The following is an 18843-nucleotide window of genomic DNA, read 5'->3' on the forward strand; positions in this document are numbered from 1 at the left end:
GCCTTGTTTCACGCTCAGCACTCTAGGCCACCGCTGCCAGATCTTGACAGGGGCAGGAGGGGGGCGTGTCCTGTGGCCGTTTGTTTCATTCGAGGAGCTGCGATGAGAACACAGGCATTCGGCGTCGCCCTGGCCCTGGCCACAGCTTCGCTCACCGGTCCCGCCGCCCAGGCCCATCCCCCGTCGGCCCAGGCCCAGGTCTGGGTCACGACGCCCGACCGGGCGGAGCTGTTGCACGAGCGCGCGCCGGTCACGTTCCAGCGCGGGGCGAGCGACCGTACGACGATCACGGTCGACCCGACGACGTCGTACCAGACGATGGACGGCTTCGGTGCCTCGATCACCGACTCGTCCGCGAACGTGCTCTACCGGCTCAGCCCGGCGGACCGCGAGCAGACGTTGCGCAAACTCTTCGATCCGAAACAGGGCATCGGCGTGAGCTTCCTGCGGCAGCCGGTCGGGTCGTCCGACTTCACCGCTGAGGCCGAGCACTACACGTACGACGACGTACCGGTCGGGCAGACCGACTTCGGGCTGACGCAGTTCAGCATCGCGCACGACCAGCAGCAGGTCCTCCCGTTGCTCCGGCGCGCCAAGCAGCTCAACCCGGCGGTCAAGGTGATGGCTACGCCGTGGAGTCCGCCGGCCTGGATGAAGACCGCCGACTCGCTGGTCGGCGGCCGGCTCAAGGACGACCCCAAGGTGTACGACGCCTACGCCCGCTACCTGGTGAAGTTCGTCCAGGCCTACGCGAAGGCCGGCGTGCCTGTCGACTTCCTCTCCGTGCAGAACGAGCCGCAGAACCGCAAGCCGAGTGCGTACCCGGGCACGGACATGCCCGTGCGCCAAGAGGCAGCGGTGATCGAGGCGCTAGGCCCGCTGCTGCACAAGGCAAGCCCGCGGACGAAGATCCTCGGCTACGACCACAACTGGACCACGCACCCCGGTGACATCGCGTCCACGCCGCCCGGCGAGGACCCCGAGACCGACTATCCCTACAAGCTGCTGCAGACACCGGCGGCCAAGTGGATCGCGGGTACGGCGTACCACTGCTACTCCGGCGATCCGTCCAAGCAGACCGACTTGCACAACGCGTTCCCGTCGAAGGGGATCTGGTTCACCGAGTGCTCTGGGTCGCACGGGCCGACCGACACCCCGCCGCAGATCTTCCGCGGCACGCTGACGTGGCACGCCCGCACCCTGATGCTCGGCACCACGCGCAACTGGGCGAAGTCGGTGGTCAACTGGAACATCGCCCTCGACTCCACCGGCGGCCCGCACCTCGGTGGCTGCGACACCTGCACCGGCCTGGTCACGCTGCAACCGGACGGCACGGTCACGACCGACGCCGAGTACTACACGATCGGGCACCTGTCGAAGTTCGTGAAAGCGGGCGCGGTCCGGATCGGGAGTACGTCGTACGGGACGACCGGGTGGAACGGGCAACTGATGTCCGCCGCCTTCCGGAACCCGGATGGCTCGACTGCGCTCCTCGTCCACAACGAGAACGACGACCCGCGCAGCTTCGCGGTGGCGATCGGCGACAAGTCCTTCGAATACGAGCTGCCCGGTGGTTCGATCGCAACCTTCACCTGGGACCGCATGTCGGCGGACGTGCCGCACCCGGTCTCGCTGGACGGCGCGACGGCGACCGCATCGGTGAACGGCACCGAGGCAGGGCTGGCGATCGACGCCGACGGGTCCACGGTGTGGCAGAGCAAGCAGGCCCAGTCGCCGGGTCAATGGGTGCAGGTGGATCTCGGCAAGGCGAAGACGTTCCGCCAGGTCGCCCTGGACAGCGGCGGGAACGCCAGCGATTACGCCCGGGGCTACGACGTTGCCGTGAGCAACGATGGCGTCCGCTGGCGGACGGTCGCCACCGGCACCTCGACCGCTCAGCTGACCACGGTCGACCTTCGCCCGACGTCCGCGCGCTACCTGCGCATCACCGCGACCGGCACGGCTCCCAACTGGTGGACCCTCGCCGACATCCGCCTCTACCGCTGATCAGGACAACCGGCTTTCGATCCATTGGGTGGTGGTGGCTGCTTGGTTGTTGGTGGCGGCTATGACTTGGAGGCCTACTGGGAGGCCGTCGGTCGGGAGGGGCAGGCTGACGGCCGGGTGCCGGGTCAGGTTGGCGAGGCGGGTGTTCTTGAGGAGTTGGGAGCGGACCGCCTTGCTGCCTTCGGGTGTGTCGACGTCGGTGATCAGCGGTGCGGTGCAGAGGACGGTCGGCATGAGTACGGCGTCGACCTGGCCGAGCACGCCGTTCACCTCAGCGGTGATCGCGGCCGCTTCTGTCCTGGCGGCGTCGTACTCCGCACGGGTGATCTGGGCCGCCTCGCGGAGCCGTTCCTGGACGTCGGGCTGGTACTGCGCAGTGGATCGGCCGGTGTGGTTCGCCACGGCCTCCGGTCCCTGGATCGCGGCGGCGGTCGTGAAGCTGTCCTGCCAGTCGGGCAGCGCGACGTCGACGAGCTCCGCCCCGGCCGCGGCGAGACGAGCAAGCGCGGCCGACCACGCCGCACCGACCTCGGCGGTGAAGTCGAGATACTCCGGGTTCGTCACCACTCCGAGCCGCGTCGGTCGCCCCGCAGCCAGCGGAACGCGGGTGAGAGCCTCGAGCGCGTAAGCGGCGTCGGCAGCAGTCCGCGTCAGGACACCAACGTGGTCGAGGCTCTGGGACAGCGGGAAGACGCGATCCGTCGACAGCGTGCCGTACGACGGCTTGAAGCCGACGACTCCGCACAACGCCGCCGGGATGCGGACCGATCCGGCGGTGTCGGTGCCGATCGCCAACGGAACCACCCCGGCCGCGACCGCGGCACCCGCGCCCGCACTGGAGCCACCGGTCATCCGCGCCGGGTCGTGCGGATTGCGGCACGGCCCGACCCGGTTCGACGTACCTGTGCATCCGTAGGCGAACTCGTGCGTGTAGCTGAGCCCGATGACGATCGCACCGGCCGCCCGCAGCCGGCGCACCACGTCGGCGTCCTGCCGGCCGATCTCGTCCATCGCGGCCGACCCGCAGCGATAAGGCAGCCCGGCCACCTCGACGATCTCCTTGACCAGCACTGGCACGCCGGCGAGCGCCCCGGTCCGGTCGTGGCCCGCCGCCGCCTTCCGCGCACCCTCGACGTCCAGATGGACGACGGCGTTCAGTTCGGCGCTCTCGTCGGCCCGCCGTAGCGCCTCCTCGACCAGTGCGACCGGATCGACCCGGCCGGCCCGAACACCTGTGGCGATCTCTTCCAGGGACTCCATCGGGTCATCACAGCACGCCGAGCGCCGAACCGCCTCTCGCGGTGAGTTGGCGCCGGAGAGAAAACGGAAACAGGAGCGTCATGCTGTGTTGCTACCGTCCGGACGCATGACGGCGGAACTGATCGAGGGAACGGAACTCCGGGCGGTCGCAGGCACCGACCCCGCGCTGCTGGCGCTGACCACCGCCCAGCAGGCCGAACTGGCCGCGATGTACGGCGAGGACCAGCCACTCGTCGCACTGCACCCGGACATCTCGTTCACGCTGCTCCTGCTCGACGGCACCCCGGTCGGCTGCGTCGGCCTGCAACCCGTCTCCCCCGGCCTCGGCGAGATCAAGCGCATGTACGTCGATCCGTCCGCCCGCGGCTGGGGTCTGTCCCGAGCCCTGCTCACGGCCGTCGAGTCAGAGGCCCGCCGCATCGGCCTGACCCGCCTACGCCTGGAGACCGGCACCCGGCAGCACGAGGCCATCGCCCTCTACACGAACCACGGCTACCAGCCGATCGCGCCGTACCCGCCCTTCGAGAACGAGCAGGCCTCGCTCTGCTTCGCGAAGGACCTCTAACGCAGATCCAGGACCAGGTCCTCGCCGTCGCGATGGAAGCCGAGTTTGTTGAGGTAGGGCTTGGACTCGCGCATCCGCGGAGGCGCGAGGACCTGGTGGAAGCCGTGGTCGGTGAAGACGTCACTGCGGCGGTAGACGAACTCGCCGGGAGTGAAGTCGCGGTACTTCGGGAGCACGTAGTCGAGGTCGATCTGGGCGCGGCCGGCGCCGGCGTCGTGGGCCAGGACGACACCGACCGTGCGGTCGCCGTGCTGGACCAGGAACGCATACGGACTCGCATCGACCGTGAAGCCGGGGTTGAAGCGGCTGATGTCCTTCTCGTGCCGGGCGAGCACGTGATCCAGGTAGGCGTCGGAGTCGTCGACCTGGAGCACGGTGTACTCGGCCTCGTCGTGCCGGTGCCCGAGCAGCCGCCACAGGTGCACCACGTTGATCACGGCCAGGACCGCGTTCATGCCGACCATCGGCCAGACGCCGATCGCGAGGTTGAAGCCGACCAGGATCACGCAGCCGATCAGGTTCAGGAGGCGCAACCGCAGGATCCGGGTCTGCAGCAACGACAGCACGACCAGCGCGGACCCGCCCCACCCTATGATGCTCAAGACGTCCACAGCGCGAGGGTAGACCAGAGCACCCGGTGGACTGGTGAGGTCAGACTGGGGGCGTGATCGAGTCGCTGCTGCTCAACGGTGAACCTGTGCGGACCGTCGACCCGGGGTTGCTCAGAGCAATCAGCTACGGGCATTTCACCTCGATGCAGGTGCGTGCCGGCGCGGTGCACGGGCTCGACCTGCACTTCGAGCGTCTCGACCGCAGCGCCCGCGAAGTGTTCGGTCAGCCGCTCCCCGCGGACCGCGTCCACGCCGACCTCTCCGCAGCCCTCGAGCCCGCCGGCTGCGGCGACCTGTCCCTCCGCGTCAACGTCTTCAGCACCACGGAGTTACAGCTACTCATCCGCGTCAGCCCGCCGATCGAGCCCGGCGTACAACCGCCGCGGCTGTTGGCGTTCGAGCACCAGCGTGCCCTTCCGCACCTCAAGCACACCGGCACCTTCGACCTCACGTACTACGGCCGCCAGGCGGAGCTCGCCGGGTACGACGACGCCGTCTTCCACACCACCTCCGGCGAGATCTCCGAGGCGTCGATCTGGAACATCTGCTTCGCCCGCGGCACCACGATCGTGTTCCCGTCCGCCCCGGTCCTCCCCGGAATCCGCCAGCAAACTCTCCAACGCGGCCTCGCCACCTTCGACACGACCCCGGTCCGCCTGACCGACCTCCCGTCGTACGACGCTGCCTACCTGACCAACTCGATAGACCCGGCCCTCCCGGTCGCGTCGATCACGGCCGGCGCGGACACGACGTCGTACGCACCGCATCCGGAGTCGGCGGAGCTCATCGCGACCGCCTACGCCACACAGCCGGCCCAGGAGATCTAGCCGCGCTCGGACCACCAGCGTTGGAGTGCTTCGCGGGCTTGGTCCTCGCCGAGGGGGCCCTGGTCGAGGCGGAGGTTCATCAGGAACTTGTAGGCCTCGCCGACCTCGCGGCCCGGTGGGATGCCGAGGATCTCCATGATCTGGTTGCCGTCGAGGTCGGGGCGCAGCGCGTCGAGTTCCTCCTGCTCGCGGAGCCGGTCGATCCGCTCCTCGAGATCGTCGTACGCGGCCCGCAGCATCTCTGCCTTGCGCTTGTTGCGCGTTGTGCAGTCGGCTCGGGTGAGGACGTGCAGCCGCTCGAGCTGGTCGCCGGCGTCGCGGACATAGCGCCGTACGGCGGAATCGGTCCACTCGCCGTCGCCGTACCCGTGGAAGCGGAGGTGGAGCTCGATCAGCTTGCTGACCTGGTCGATCTGCTCGTTGCTGAACCGCAGCGCCTTCATCCGCTTCCGGGCGAGCTTCGCGCCGACCACATCGTGGTGATGGAAGGTCACTTTGCCCGCGTCCTCGAACCGCCGGGTCCTCGGTTTGCCGATGTCGTGGATCAATGCAGCGAACCGAACGACGAAATCCGGCGTCGGAACAGATAGACGGGATTCCAGATCGATGGCCTGATCGAGGACGGTGAGCGAGTGCTGGTACACGTCTTTGTGCCGGTGGTGCTCGTCTCGCTCCAGCTTGAGCGCGGGCAGCTCGGGCAGCACATGGTCGGCCAGCCCGGTGGTCACCAGCAGGTCGAGGCCGATCCGCGGGTGGTCGGCGCAGATCAGCTTGATCAGCTCGTCGCGGACCCGTTCGGCCGACACGATCGTGATCCGGTCGGCCATCGCGGTCATCGCGGCCACCACCGCCGGGTCGGGCGTGAAGCCGAGCTGCGCGGCGAACCGGGCCGCCCGCATCATCCGCAGCGGGTCGTCGGAGAACGAGTCCTCCGGGGTGCCGGGGGTCCGGATCCGCTGGTTCGCGACGTCCGCGATCCCGCCGTACGGATCCACGAACTCGTGCGACGGCAGCCGGACCGCCATCGCGTTCATCGCGAAGTCGCGCCGGGCCAGGTCGCCCTCGAGGCTGTCGCCGTACGACACCTCCGGCTTGCGCGACGTGGGATCGTAGGACTCCGACCTGTAGGTCGTGATCTCCAGAACCCACTCACCCTTACGACAGCCGATGGTGCCGAACGCCTTGCCGATGTCCCAGACGTGGTCCGCCCAGCCGGCCAGCAACCGCTCCACGACGTCCGGGTGGGCTGACGTGGCGAAGTCCAGATCCTTGCTCCCCCGGCCGAGCAGAATATCCCGGACGGGACCGCCCACCAAGGCGATCTCGTGGCCGGCCCGGTCGAATCGGGACCCGAGTTCGTCCACCACCGGCGCGATCTCCAGGAGCGCCTGGACGCCTCGCCGCTGGACGGCGGACAACGATCCGGCGGAGGCTGACTGGTCGGCAAAGGGTGACACGGGGAACTAGGTTACGGTGACGGCGTGTTCAGACGGCGACTGAGGCTCTCCGCGGCGGCGGGTGCGGGCCTGCTGATCGCTGCGACGGCAGCGACTCTCGGCACCCCGCCGACCGTCGCGGCGCCTGTCGACGACCCGGTCGTCCAGGTCACCATCGACTCCTTCGGACCGGTCGCCCCGAAGCCCGGCGACGACGTGCTGATCAAGGGCACCGTCCGCAACACCAGCACCGAGACGCTCGACGCACCGCAGGCGCTGGCCTGTATCGACCGCACCCACCGCCTGTCCACGGCCGCCGAGATCGCCGGCGTCTCCGCGGAGCAGGACGTCGCGATGAACGACCGGAGCAGCTGCAGCCGGATGACGACGCCGGACACCGGCGTGTTCCAGCAGTACGACGCCCCGCTGGCACCGAACGCATCGCTGCAGTTCAGCCTCAAGGTCCCGTGGAACGAGTGGCGCATCAGCCACCAGACCGGGGTCTATGTGGTCGGCGTCGTCGTCCGCGGTACGCCGCAGGGTCAGGAGCGGCTCACTGTCGGTCGCGCCCGCACTCTGATGCCGGTGATCGGTGAGCAGCCGCTGACCCGCGCGGTGAACACCGCACTGATCATCCCGTTGCAGCACCGGCCGACCCAGCTCGGGGGCAAGCGCTTCACCAACGAGTCGCTGGCCGAGTCGATGGCGCCGACCGGCCGGCTCGGCCGGCTGCTGGCCCTCGGCAACCAGCGCAGGGTCACCTGGCTGGTGGACCCCGCCACGCTCGACGAGGCCCGCAGGATCGTCAAGGACGGGTACGACGTCGGCGACGGCGGCAAGCCCACCCCCGGTGCCGGCCGGGTCGTCGTGGACGCCTGGCTGAAAGCGTTCGACACCAGCCGGGCCCGCGGAAACCAGGTCGTCCTGCTCCCGTACGGCGATCCGGACATCGCCGGCCTGCTGGACGCCGGCGACCCGCTCAAGGAGCTGGTCTACGACGCGCGGAGAACCACCGAGAGGTTCAGCCTCCCGCCCGGCTTCACAAACGGTCTCTGGCTGGAGGGCGGCGCCGCCGCCAGCCGCTACCTCGCGGCCGCCTCTCAGGGCTTCGCCGGAGCGTCCGACGACGACCTGAACCTGGTCGGTAGCGGCTCCTGGCCGGCCGTCGAGCGCGCCGGTCTGACGGCCACCTCGCCGGTCTACGACATTCGAACGCCGGAAGGCCCGCGGGACACGGTGCGCACCGTGGTGGCCGACTCCGCGCTGACGGCGGGCGGTCCGGATCCGGACACCGGCGAGAACCCGATCCAGGTCCGGCAGCGGTTCGCGGCCGAGACCGCGCTGATCGCCGCCAGTGGCAAGGGCAGCGCTTCGGTGGTCGCCGTACCGCCCCGTGGCTGGGACTCCACCGGTCGCGCCACCGCCGCCCTGGCCGGAGACCTGGCGCTGCCGTGGATCAACGCCACCAGCGTCGGGCAGGTCGTGGCGGGCACACCGAGACCGCCGGTGATCAAGGCCCCGGCCGCGCCGCGGTCCAACGCGATCATGAGCGCCGACCAGCTGGACGGCGTCAAGCAGCTCGACCAGGCCACCACCACGTTCAAGGACCTGCTGACCAACCCCGTCGAGGACCTGCCGGAGGCCATGCCGCAGGCGTTGCTCCGCTCGGCGTCGATCAGCTGGCGCGGATTCCCGGACGAGGCCAAGCGCTTCGCCGCGATCGAGCTCGGCTCGGTGAACCTGCAGCTGTCGAAGGTGCACCTGGTCAACAACGCGGTGAACGGCGAGCGCAGGGAGATCAAGGTCAACCTCGCCGGCAGCAAGGGCACCTTCCCGCTGACCATCACGAACGACACCGACTGGTCCGTCCGGGTCGGCATCGTGGTCTCCCCGACGAACCGGACCGACCTGCGGATCGAACCGCAGCAGACCAGGATCCTGGCGCCGAAGCAGAAGTTCACCCCCCGGATCAACGCGAGCGCCGAGCAGAACGGCCTGATCCGGGCCGGCGCCCAGGTGATCACCGCCTCCGGCCGCCCGGTCGGCAAGTCCCAGGAGCTGCTGATCCAGGCCAGCCAGTACGGCAGCGTCGGCTGGATCCTGGTCGGTGCGGCCTGCGCACTGCTCTTCGGTACGTCGTTCGTCCGCATCTACCGGCGGATCCGCACCGAACGCCGGCACCCGTCACCGGCTCCGTCGTCGGAGGCGGCGGTGGACGAGCAGGCCACCCCGGACGCCTTGCACCCCGAGCCGCTCGACCCGCCGGCCACCGACGCCCCAGCCGGTGGGTCCCTGAAAGAAGGAGTCGGTTCGAAGGATGGCTGACCGCACCCTGCGCTCCGCGGGGGTGATGGCAGCCGGAACGGTGCTGTCACGCCTGCTCGGATTCGTCCGGATCGCCCTGCTCGCGGCCGCGATCGGCACCGCGCTGCGCGGCGACATCTTCACCGCCGCGAACACCATCCCGAACAGCCTCTACATCCTGCTGGCCGGCGGTGTCTTCAACACCGTGCTGGTCCCGCAACTGGTCCGCGCGATCAAGAACCACGACGACGGCGGCCAGGACTTCACCAACCGGCTGCTGACCTTCGGCTTCGTCGTCCTGGCGGTGGTGACGGTCGGGTGCGTGCTGCTGGCACCTGCGATCGCCGGGCTGTACATGCCGGAAGAGCTGAAGGACCCGTCCCGCGCGCCCGAGCGGGAAGCGATGGTGATGTTCGTCCGGCTCTGCCTGCCGCAGATCTTCTTCTACGGCGCGTTCGTGCTCGTCGGCCAGGTGCTGAACGCACGGCGCCGGTTCGGCCCGATGATGTGGGCGCCGATCGCGAACAACGTCGTCGCCTGCGCCTCGATCGTCATCTTCCTGATGATCTACCGGACCGGCGATCCGCCGGCCACCTTCAGCCACGGCGAGGAGCTGCTGCTCGGACTCGGGCACACGTTCGGCATCGCCGTACAGCTGCTGGTGCTGCTGCCGTACCTGCGGGCGAGCGGGCACACTTACCGGGCGAAGTTCGGTCTGCGCAGCACCGGGCTCGGTCACACTGCCCGATTGGGCATCTGGACAGTTCTTTTCGTCGTGGTGAACCAGGTGACCCTGGTGGTTGTCACCCGGCTCGCGATCGCAGGTAGCGCGTCGCACGACCCGGGTGCCAAGGCCGGTCTGTTCGCGTACAGCACCGCGATGCTGATCATCCTGGTGCCGCACGGCATCGTCACGGTGTCGCTGGCGACGGCCGCGCTGCCGCAAATGTCCGCGCTCGCGGCCGACGGCGACGTGACCGAGGTCGAGCGGCTGTCGGCCCGATCGATCCGGCAGACGCTGGCCATCGTCGTCCCGGCGGCGGCCGCGATGATCGCGTTCGCGTACCCGATCGTCACGGTGATCGCCGGCTACGGCTCCGGCAAGAACAACCTGACGCTGATGTCGTACACGCTGGTGACGCTGGCGCTGGGGATCGTCCCGTTCACGATCCAGTACTTCCAGCTCCGCACCTTCTACGCCTTCGAAGACACCCGGACGCCGTTCTTCCTGCAATGCGTGATCGCGGCGACGAACATCGCGGCGGCCCTGATCGGGGTCCGGGTGCTGCTGGACCCGCAGCACCTCCGGTTCAGCGGTGTGGTCCTGGGTGCGGCGTTCGCGCTCGCCTACCTGGTCGCCGTGCTGATGTCCCGGCCGGTGCTGCGGCGGAAGGTGCCGCGCGTTCCGGGTGCCGGGATCGGGCTGCCGCTGCTCGCGATGGTGATCGCCGCCGTGCTCGGCGTCGCCGCCGGCCGCATCGCGCTCTGGCTGCTCGGCCTGGCCGTCGACTGGTCCGGACCGATCGGCGCGATCCTCCAACTGGCCGTCGCGGCCGCCGTGATGCTGCCGGTGTACGCCGGGGTGGCGAGGGTGCTCCGCATCCACGAAGTGAACGACGTGGTGGCCGTGGTCACACGGAAACTGCCCGGCCGCCGCTGAACCGGGGCGCTTGTGCACTCGTGCACCACTTGTCGGGTCAGGGGGGCACTAGCATGGGGGCTGCTAACGGACTCCCGCCGACAGGGTCCGGAGTGGCAGACGCAGGCCGACCAGTGCATCGAGGAGGGCGAGAGACACCGTGTCGAACCAGACCGTCAGTCCTGGTGCCCTGCTCGCCGGCCGCTACCGGATCGCCGAGTTACTGGCGGAGATCGACGGTGCGCGGGTGTGGCGGGCAGTGGACGAGGTACTCAGCCGGGCCGTCGTCGTGGACGTCCTGCCGGTCGGCGATCCCAGGACCAACCTGCTCTTCGACGCCGCCCGGCGGGCCGCCGCGGCGGCCGACCCGCGCTTCCTCCGCGTGCTCGACTGTGACATGCACGACGGCGTCACGTACTGCGTTCGCGAGTGGGCCGGCGGCCGGCCCCTCGAGCGGATGCTCGGCACCGGCCCGCTGACCGGGCAGCAAGCGGGCTGGCTGGCCCGCGAGGTCTCCGAAGCGCTCGAGAACCTGCACCGCACCGGCCACGCGCATGGCTCCATCAGCCCCTCGACCGTCGTGGTCACGGACGCGGGCGCGATCAAGGTCGTCGGCCTCGCCACCGAGGCGGCGCTGCGGTCGTCCGGCCCTGGTTCGCCCGAGCAGGACGTGCACGCGCTCGGTGAGCTGCTGTTCGCCTCGCTCACCGGTCGCTGGCCCGGCCCGGCGCCGGCCTGGGGCCTGCAGCCCGCGCCGGTCGAGCACGGCCGGCTGCTCAGTCCCCGCCAGGTGCGAGCGGGCGTGCCGCGCTCGCTGGACGACATCTGCGACCGGCTGCTGAGCAACCCGCCACGTCACCACGCCCCGCTGATCACCAGCGCCGCCGGCCTGTCCGCGGCACTGTCCGGCGTCGTCGGCAGCTCACACGAGCCGCCGAACCAGATGGACGAGACCGTCCAGGTCGCCCGGCAGAACGGCAGCATCGACGACGCCACCCAGGTCGTCCCCGAGACGCCGCCGCCGGCGCTCGACCCGACCCCACCGGCCTACGAGTCGGACAACGGGCACCAGCAGCACTCGGCGTACGCGACCGCGCCCGAGACCCGGCCGATCCGGCGCCAGCCGCCGCCCCCGTCGAACGGGAACGGCCGGCGCCGCGCCGACGAGCCGAAGCCGAAGGGCTCCTGGGGTGGCCGGATCCTGATCCTGCTCGCCGTCCTGGCGCTGCTGTCGGTGGTCGCGATGGCGCAGTTCCTGCTCAAGGGCGCGATGAACAACGACCAGGGCAGCGGCGACAGCAACAACAAGACGACCAACGCGCCGCAGACCAGCACGACGCCGTCGGCGACGGGCGGGGCGGCCAAGATCGTGAAGGCCAAGGACTTCGACCCGCTGCCGGACGGCAACGGCAGCGAACACCCGGACGACGTGGGCAACACCTACGACGGCAAGGCGAGCACGACCTGGACCACCCAGTCGTACAGCCGGCCGAACCTCGGTGGCCAGAAGCCGGGCGTCGGCATCATCTACGACCTGGGTGCTCCGACCGCGGTGTCCAAGGTGGAGGTCGCGCTCGAGGGCGACGGCTCCAGCGTGCAGCTGATGATCCCGAAGGACGACACCAGCACGTCGCCGGGCGCGGTCAGCGGGTGGAAGCCGGTCGCCACCGAAGAGGACCAGCCCGAGGGTACGGTGACTCTTACCCCCTCGGCGCCGACCGAGACGCAGTACGTTCTGGTCTGGCTGACCAAGCTGCCGAAGGAAGACGGCGGCAAGTACCGGGGCACGATCTCGGAGGTCACAATCCAGAAATGACGGCTCACCTGGACTCGGGTTCCACGCCGCCGCCCCGGTCGGACGTACCTCGGATCGGCGCGGCCGAGCCTGCCACGCACGCTGGGCCGACGAGCTACGACCAGCTCGACGACCACGAGCTGCTGCGGCTGCACGTGGCCGGCAATCCGGACTCGTTCGGGTTCCTGGTCAAGCGGCACCGGGACCGGATGTGGGCCGTCGCGATCCGCACCCTCGGCGAGCCCGAGGAGGCCGCGGACGCACTGCAGGACGCGTTCATCTCGGCGTTCCGCCGGGCCGACTCGTTCCGCGGTGACGCGAAGGTGACCACCTGGCTGCACCGGATCGTCGTGAACGCGTGCCTCGACCGGATCCGCCGGCGCCAGGTGCGGGCCGCCGACCCGCTGCCGGAGGACGAGGACCGCGCCGCCGAGCTGGCCGGACCGGCCGAGGACGACCCGGCCGAGGTCCGCGAACGCCGGCTGGATGTGCTGAACGCGCTGAAGCAGATCAACTCCGACCAGCGCAGCGCCCTCGTTCTCGTTGACATGGAGGGCTACTCGATCGAGGAGGCGGCGGCGATCCTCGGCTGCGCCCCCGGCACGGTGAAGTCCCGCTGTGCCCGTGGCCGGGCCCGACTGCTTCCGCTGCTCAAGCAATGGCAGACGACCCGGGCCGGCGCCCACGACGTGCCGGAGAAAACCGCCGCGGAAACGGTGGGAACCGAATGAGTGGGTACTCCGTCGAAGCGAAGTCGCCTACCTGCGACTCAGCCTCCATGCCTCTACCCGGAGCACTCTGATGATCACACCGCGTTCCTCCCATGAGGGGGCGAGTTCCCGATGACCGATTCCGGTCTTCCGACCAGTGAGCACCTCGAGCACCTGGACACGGACACCATCGCCGACTTGATCGAGAATCTGCTGCCCGCACCCGAGGCGCATCGCGCTCGTGAACACGTGAAGGCTTGTCCGGACTGCCAGCAGACGTACGACGCTCTGGTCCAGCTGTCCGAGGATCTTGCCGACGAGGGCCGGGAGGACATCCCGATGCCGACCGACGTCGCCGAGCACCTGGACGCGGTCATCGTCTCGGAGTCCGTGCTGCGGGCGTCAACCGTCGGTGTGCACTCGCTGGCGCAGATCCGCGAGCAGCCCCGCCGGCACCTGCCGAAGCTGCTGGGCGCTGCCGCGGCCGTCGTGCTGGTAGCGGCGATCGGCGTCGGTGTGGTGATCACCACCAAGGACCAGGCCGGCGACAACGCCGCCAACACCAACCCGACCGCACTGCCGAGCGGCGTTCCGACGATGAGCACGAGCGACATCGGCCCGAGGGCCCAGCACTGGCTGGAGAGCAGCAACGAGCCCGTGTTGCACGGTTCGGCGACCGAGCTGGCCTGCGCCCGGGTGTTCGCGTCCGGCCGGCCGAACCCGCAACTCCAGCTCGTCCAGCCCGCCAAGGTCGACGGCAGGAGCGCGGTTCTGATCGGTTTGCCGGGCGGATCGGCGCGCGACATCCAGGTCTTCGCGGTCACCGGATGTAGCAATCCGGGCGGTGTCGCCAGCTCGTTCTACGACACCACGGTGACACTGCGCAATCGCTGAGACCGCAATGCGGTGCCACGGCCTCGTGATGGGTACCGTGGGAATGGTCGGCCTCTAGGATCCGTTGAGTACGACGTACCAGAAGTCTCGACGACACGAGGAACGCCTGCATGAGCGACTCCACAGTCCGCAACGTCATCATTGTCGGCTCCGGCCCCGCCGGTTACACGGCCGCCGTGTACGCCGCGCGCGCCCGGCTCGAACCGTTGGTGTTCGAGGGCTCGGTGACCGCGGGTGGCGCGTTGATGAACACCACCGAGGTCGAGAACTTCCCCGGTTTCGCCGAGGGCATCATGGGCCCGGCGCTGATGGACGAGATGCGCACCCAGGCTGAGCGCTTCGGCGCCGAGCTGGTGCCGGACGACATCGTGGCCGTGGACCTGACCGGCGACATCAAGGTCGTCACCGACTCGGCGGGCATCCAGCACCGGGCGAACACGGTGATCCTGGCGATGGGCTCCGGCTACCGCAAGCTCGGCCTGCCCGACGAGGACCGGATGTCCGGCCATGGCGTGTCCTGGTGTGCGACCTGTGACGGGTTCTTCTTCCGCGAGCAGGAGATCGCCGTCGTCGGTGGTGGCGACTCGGCCATCGAGGAGGCCACATTCCTGACCCGGTTCGCCAAGAAGGTCACGCTGGTGCACCGCCGCGACGAGCTGCGCGCCTCGAAGATCATGGCCGACCGCGCGTTCGCGAACGACAAGATCGAGTTCGCCTGGAACTCCGAGGTCGCCGCGATCCACGGTGAGGACAAGCTGACCGGCGTCACCTTGCGGGACACCGTGACCGGTGACACCCGGGAGCTGCCGGTGACCGGCCTGTTCATCGCGATCGGGCACGACCCGCGCTCCGAGCTGGTGAAGGGTCAGGTGCGCCTGGACGAGGAGGGCTACGTCCTCGTCAAGGAAGGCAGCACCGAGACCAACCTGCCGGGCGTGTTCGCCGCCGGCGACCTGGTGGACCACACCTACCGGCAGGCGATCACCGCGGCCGGCACCGGCTGTGCGGCCGCCCTGGACGCCGAGCGCTTCCTGGCCACTCTCGAGGACGCCGAGACGGCTGCGGCCGCTGCGGCCAGTCAGCCTGTCTCCGTCTGAACCTCACAACCACTGAAGGAGTTACGCCCGTGGGCGAGAAGATGAACGCCGTCACCGACGCCGAGTTCGACCAGACCGTACTGAAGAGCGACAAGCCGGTGCTGGTCGACTTCTGGGCCGAGTGGTGCGGGCCGTGCCGCCAGGTCTCCCCGATCCTGGAGGAGCTGGCGCAGGACCACAGTGACAAGCTCACGTTCCTGAAGATGAACGTGGACGAGAACCCGGTCACCCCGAGCAACTACCGCGTCACCGGTATCCCTACCATCAACGTCTACGTGAACGGTGAGCTCGCCAAGTCCATCGTCGGCGCCAAGCCGAAGGCCGCGCTGCTGAAGGAACTGGCAGACTTCACGGCCTGATCCGTACGACACCTCCGACCGCCACGGCAAGGAGCCATTCATGGAAGCCCCCCACGGCGTGTACAGGATCGGCGACAGCGGTGAGGCTGTCGCCGAGATCGTCGGCAAGCTCCAGCGGCTCGGGCTGCTGGCCGGCGGTCACGACGTCTACGACGAAGCGACCGCGCACGCTGTCCGGGGGTTCCAGCAGCAACGCGGGCTGATGATCGACGGGATCGTCGGCCCGCAGACGTACCGGGCGATCGACGACGCGCGCTGGCGGCTGGGCGACCGGCTGCTGACCTACGTGCCGTCGCACCCGTTGACCGGTGACGACGTGCTCGCGTTGCAGGCGAAGCTGCAGGAGCTCGGGTTCGCGGTCGCCCGGATCGACGGGATCTTCGGCGCGGACACCCAGCGCGCGGTGACCGACTTCCAGCGGAACATGGGCCTGCCGGGCGACGGCACCTGCGGCCCGTCGACGTTCAAGGCGCTGCAGCGGATCCGGCCGATGGCGACCGGTGGCCGGCCGGACGCCCTGCGCGCCTCCGAGGCCGTTCGCGCCGCGGGACCGCGGCTGTCCGGGAAGACCGTGGTGATCGATCCCGGCCACGGTGGTTTCGACCACGGCTGGGAGGGCTTCGGCCTGCGCGAGTCCGACGTCGCGTACGACCTCGCCGCCCGGATCGAGGGTCGCCTGGGTGCGACCGGCGTACGCGCGTATTTGTCGCGCGGGCGTGATCAGGGGCCGGACGAGCTGGCCCGGGCCGCGTTCGCGAACGAGACGGACGCGAACCTGTGTGTCTCGCTGCACACCGACGGGTCGATGAACCCGGAGGCCCAGGGCGTCGCGACGTACTACTACGGCAATGACCTGCACGGCGCCTCGTCGAGCGTGGGTGAGCAGTTCGCCGGTCTCGTGCAACGCGAGATCGTCGCCCGCACCGACCTGCTGAACTGCCGCACCCACGCCAAGACCTGGGATCTGCTGCGGCGCACCAAGATGCCGGCGGTCCGGCTGGAGATCGGCTACGTCACCAATCCGCACGACTCCGCCCGCCTGGCCGACCCGGCCTTCCGGGACGTCATCGCGGAGGCGATCGTCGTCGCCATCCAGCGCGTGTACCTCCCGCCGGACCAGGACGCCGCCACCGGCATGCTTCGCTTCGGGCAACTGACGGTCTAGTACTCCTTCTCCAGCGCGATCTTCGGGAGCACCTGGTCGAGCCGGCGCGGCAGCCACCAGGCGCGGTTGCCGAACAGGCGCAGTACGGCGGGGACGATGACGCACCGGATCAGTAGCGCGTCCAGCAGGACCGCCGTCGCCAGGCCGAGCCCGAACTGCTTCAGCATCCGGTCTGGGCTGAGCAGGAACGCGCCGAACACCACGATCATGATCGCGGCCGCCGCTGTGATCACACTGCCCGTGGTCGCCAGTCCTTCCCGCACGGCCTCCCGAGCATCCCTGGTACGACGCCACTCCTCATGGATCCGCGAGACGAGGAAGACCTCGTAGTCCATCGACAACCCGAAGACGATCGCGAAGATCATCACCGGCACGAACGCCTCGATCGGACCGGACTGCGCCCCGAACCAGCCCTGCTGGAACACGAGCGTGATCACTCCCAGCGAAGCACCGATGCTGAGCAGGTTGAGCAACGCCGCCTTCAACGGGATCAGGATCGACCGGAACACCGCCATCAGCAGCAGCGCCGACAATCCGACCACCACGAGCACGAAGACAGGCAGCCGCTTGCTCACCGCCGACGCGAAGTCGTCGGCCGCCGCAGTCGCACCACCGACCAGGTACGTCGCTCTGGTCTGCGACTCGAGGGCTGGCAAGGTCTGGTCCCGCAGCCGGTTCACGAGATCGCTGGTCGCGGCGTCCTGCGGTGCCGACTTCGGGAACGCGAGTACGGTCGCGATCTTGCCGTCCGGCGTCAGTTGCGGCGGCGTGACGGCGGCGATGCCCGGATCGGCCGCCAGGGTCTGCCCGAGTCGCTGAGTCGCGGCCTGGTCTCCTTCGGAGACGACCACGAGCGGACCGTTGAAGCCGGGCCCGAAGCCGTCGGCCAGCAGGTCGTACGCCTTCCGGCTCGTCTTGGCCGGGTCGTCCGTACCCGCATCCGCGAACCCGAGCCGCATGTTCAACGCCGGCAGCGACAACGCGATCAGTGCGACCGTCCCGAGCACCAACGGCACCCACGGCCCACGCTGCACCGCGGCCGCCAGCCGCCGCCAGCCGTCACCGGGCGTACGGCGCTTCTTCGCGGCGTGCTTGCGGACACTCCGCTCAATCCGCTTCCCGAACAGCGTCAGCAGCGCCGGCAACAAGCTCACCGCGGCCAGCATCGTCGTCAGCACGGTCAGCGTGACTCCGAGCGCGACGCCTTGCAGCGAACCGAGACCGAGTGCGAGCAGACCGAGCAGCGCGATTACCACCGTGCAGCCGGCGAACATCACCGATCGACCGGCGGTGTCCAGAGAGATCATCGACGCGGTCTCCCGATCGGTGCCGTCCTTGAGCAACTCATGGCGATAGCGCGAGAAGATCAGCAACGCGTAGTCGATGCCCACGCCGAGTCCGACCAGCATCATCACCGGTGCCGTGTAGCTGGGCACGGTGAACAGGTGCGACGCGAGAACCAAGAGGCCGAGCGTGCTGCCGACCGCGAACACCGCGGTCAACAGCGGAAGAGTTGCCGCAAGCAACGACCCGAACAGGAAGACCAGGATCACCAGCGCGGCCAGGAGGCCGGCACCCTCGGAGGCGCCACCCGAACTGTCCGCGGCGGACCGGGCCAGATCACCACCGACCTCGACCTGGAATCCAGTGCGGGCGAAGTCCTGCGCCCGGTGGATGATCGTCCGCACGTCCTCCACCGGCATATCCGCGACGGCAACGTCCAGGCTGACCGTGGAGTACGCCGTCCGGCCGTCCTGCGAGAGTGATCCCGGAGCGGTGAAGGGGTCGGCGACCGAGGCTACGTGCGGGAGGTCCCGGACGACGGCCAGCATCGAGGCGACCCGCGGCTTCTCGGCCACCAGTCCGCCGTCGGCACGCAGGACGACCTGCACCGAGGCCGTCTCCCCCTGTGGCTGGTGCGCACGAAAGATGTCGGTGACCCGCTGGGAGTCGGTGCCGGGAAGCGAGGTGTCGTTCTTGTACCGGTCGCCGACCACGGTCGACGCGGCGGTCACTGCGACGAGGGCGACCACCCAAAGCACCAACGCGAGACCGGCGTGCCGCATCGACCAGCCTGACACCCGGTGCAGCAGGCCGGAGCGTCCACCGTCCTTCCCGGGCAGTCGTAGTACTGGGGTGTCCACGGTCATCGCCGTGCCTCCTCACATGTCGTT

Annotated in this window: 15 protein-coding genes; 11 read left to right on the top strand and 4 right to left on the bottom strand. The window is 69.4% G+C overall.

Features of this window, described 5'->3' with window-relative positions; all coding sequences use genetic code 11:
* Window positions 1-102 precede the first annotated feature (102 nt).
* Window positions 103-2007 (top strand): discoidin domain-containing protein, encoded by a 1905-nt coding sequence (locus ACXC9Q_RS12975; protein ID WP_457056720.1) that lies wholly within the window; start codon window positions 103-105, stop codon window positions 2005-2007.
* Here ACXC9Q_RS12975 and ACXC9Q_RS12980 read toward each other — a convergent pair whose 3' ends face one another.
* Complete coding sequence (locus ACXC9Q_RS12980; protein WP_457056721.1) at window positions 2008-3267, bottom strand: amidase; 1260 nt, start codon at window positions 3265-3267, stop codon at window positions 2008-2010.
* 106 nt (window positions 3268-3373) lie between these two features.
* Here ACXC9Q_RS12980 and ACXC9Q_RS12985 point away from each other — a divergent pair, with 106 nt between their 5' ends.
* Complete coding sequence (locus ACXC9Q_RS12985) at window positions 3374-3832, top strand: GNAT family N-acetyltransferase (protein ID WP_457056722.1); 459 nt, start codon at window positions 3374-3376, stop codon at window positions 3830-3832.
* Here ACXC9Q_RS12985 and ACXC9Q_RS12990 read toward each other — a convergent pair.
* Window positions 3829-4443: a hypothetical protein gene (locus tag ACXC9Q_RS12990; protein ID WP_457056723.1), complete on the bottom strand. Its 615-nt coding sequence runs from the start codon at window positions 4441-4443 to the stop codon at window positions 3829-3831. The two genes, ACXC9Q_RS12985 and ACXC9Q_RS12990, sit on opposite strands and share 4 nt — an antisense overlap.
* A 53-nt stretch (window positions 4444-4496) precedes the next feature.
* Here ACXC9Q_RS12990 and ACXC9Q_RS12995 point away from each other — a divergent pair, with 53 nt between their 5' ends.
* Window positions 4497-5270, top strand: a complete 774-nt coding sequence (locus ACXC9Q_RS12995; protein WP_457056724.1) for an aminotransferase class IV — start codon at window positions 4497-4499, stop codon at window positions 5268-5270.
* Here ACXC9Q_RS12995 and ACXC9Q_RS13000 read toward each other — a convergent pair.
* Window positions 5267-6688 (bottom strand): CCA tRNA nucleotidyltransferase, encoded by a 1422-nt coding sequence (locus ACXC9Q_RS13000; RefSeq protein WP_457056774.1) that lies wholly within the window; start codon window positions 6686-6688, stop codon window positions 5267-5269. The two genes, ACXC9Q_RS12995 and ACXC9Q_RS13000, sit on opposite strands and share 4 nt — an antisense overlap.
* Before the next feature lie 63 nt (window positions 6689-6751).
* On the opposite strand from ACXC9Q_RS13000, the gene ACXC9Q_RS13005 reads away from it, so the two are divergent.
* The 8 genes from ACXC9Q_RS13005 (at window position 6752) to ACXC9Q_RS13040 (ending at window position 16669) form a co-directional block, all read left to right on the top strand.
* Entirely contained in the window at window positions 6752-9031 is a 2280-nt protein-coding gene (locus ACXC9Q_RS13005) for a DUF6049 family protein (protein WP_457056725.1), read from the top strand.
* The gene (gene murJ, locus ACXC9Q_RS13010; RefSeq protein ID WP_457056726.1) at window positions 9024-10670 is read left to right on the top strand and encodes a murein biosynthesis integral membrane protein MurJ; all 1647 of its coding nucleotides are present in this window, start codon (window positions 9024-9026) and stop codon (window positions 10668-10670) included. Before ACXC9Q_RS13005 ends, murJ begins: the two co-directional genes overlap by 8 nt.
* A gap of 139 nt (window positions 10671-10809) precedes the next feature.
* Complete coding sequence (locus tag ACXC9Q_RS13015; RefSeq protein ID WP_457056727.1) at window positions 10810-12465, top strand: protein kinase family protein; 1656 nt, start codon at window positions 10810-10812, stop codon at window positions 12463-12465.
* Window positions 12462-13175: an RNA polymerase sigma factor SigM gene (gene sigM, locus ACXC9Q_RS13020; RefSeq protein WP_457056728.1), complete on the top strand. Its 714-nt coding sequence runs from the start codon at window positions 12462-12464 to the stop codon at window positions 13173-13175. Before ACXC9Q_RS13015 ends, sigM begins: the two co-directional genes overlap by 4 nt.
* Before the next feature lie 111 nt (window positions 13176-13286).
* On the top strand, window positions 13287-14048 hold the full coding sequence (locus ACXC9Q_RS13025; protein WP_457056729.1) for an anti-sigma factor family protein: 762 nt from the start codon (window positions 13287-13289) through the stop codon (window positions 14046-14048).
* Window positions 14049-14158: 110 nt separating this feature from the next.
* On the top strand, window positions 14159-15145 hold the full coding sequence (gene trxB, locus ACXC9Q_RS13030) for a thioredoxin-disulfide reductase (protein WP_457056730.1): 987 nt from the start codon (window positions 14159-14161) through the stop codon (window positions 15143-15145).
* Between the two features lie 41 nt (window positions 15146-15186).
* Window positions 15187-15504 carry a thioredoxin gene (gene trxA, locus ACXC9Q_RS13035; RefSeq protein WP_442914170.1) on the top strand — a complete coding sequence of 106 codons (318 nt, stop codon included), beginning with the start codon at window positions 15187-15189 and terminating at the stop codon, window positions 15502-15504.
* A gap of 40 nt (window positions 15505-15544) precedes the next feature.
* Window positions 15545-16669: an N-acetylmuramoyl-L-alanine amidase gene (locus ACXC9Q_RS13040; protein ID WP_457056731.1), complete on the top strand. Its 1125-nt coding sequence runs from the start codon at window positions 15545-15547 to the stop codon at window positions 16667-16669.
* Here the strand turns inward: ACXC9Q_RS13040 and ACXC9Q_RS13045 are convergent.
* The gene (locus tag ACXC9Q_RS13045; RefSeq protein ID WP_457056732.1) at window positions 16666-18819 is read right to left on the bottom strand and encodes an MMPL family transporter; all 2154 of its coding nucleotides are present in this window, start codon (window positions 18817-18819) and stop codon (window positions 16666-16668) included. The genes ACXC9Q_RS13040 and ACXC9Q_RS13045 overlap by 4 nt on opposite strands.
* Window positions 18820-18843 lie beyond the last annotated feature (24 nt).

This window comes from Kribbella sp. CWNU-51 (assembly GCF_054073265.1).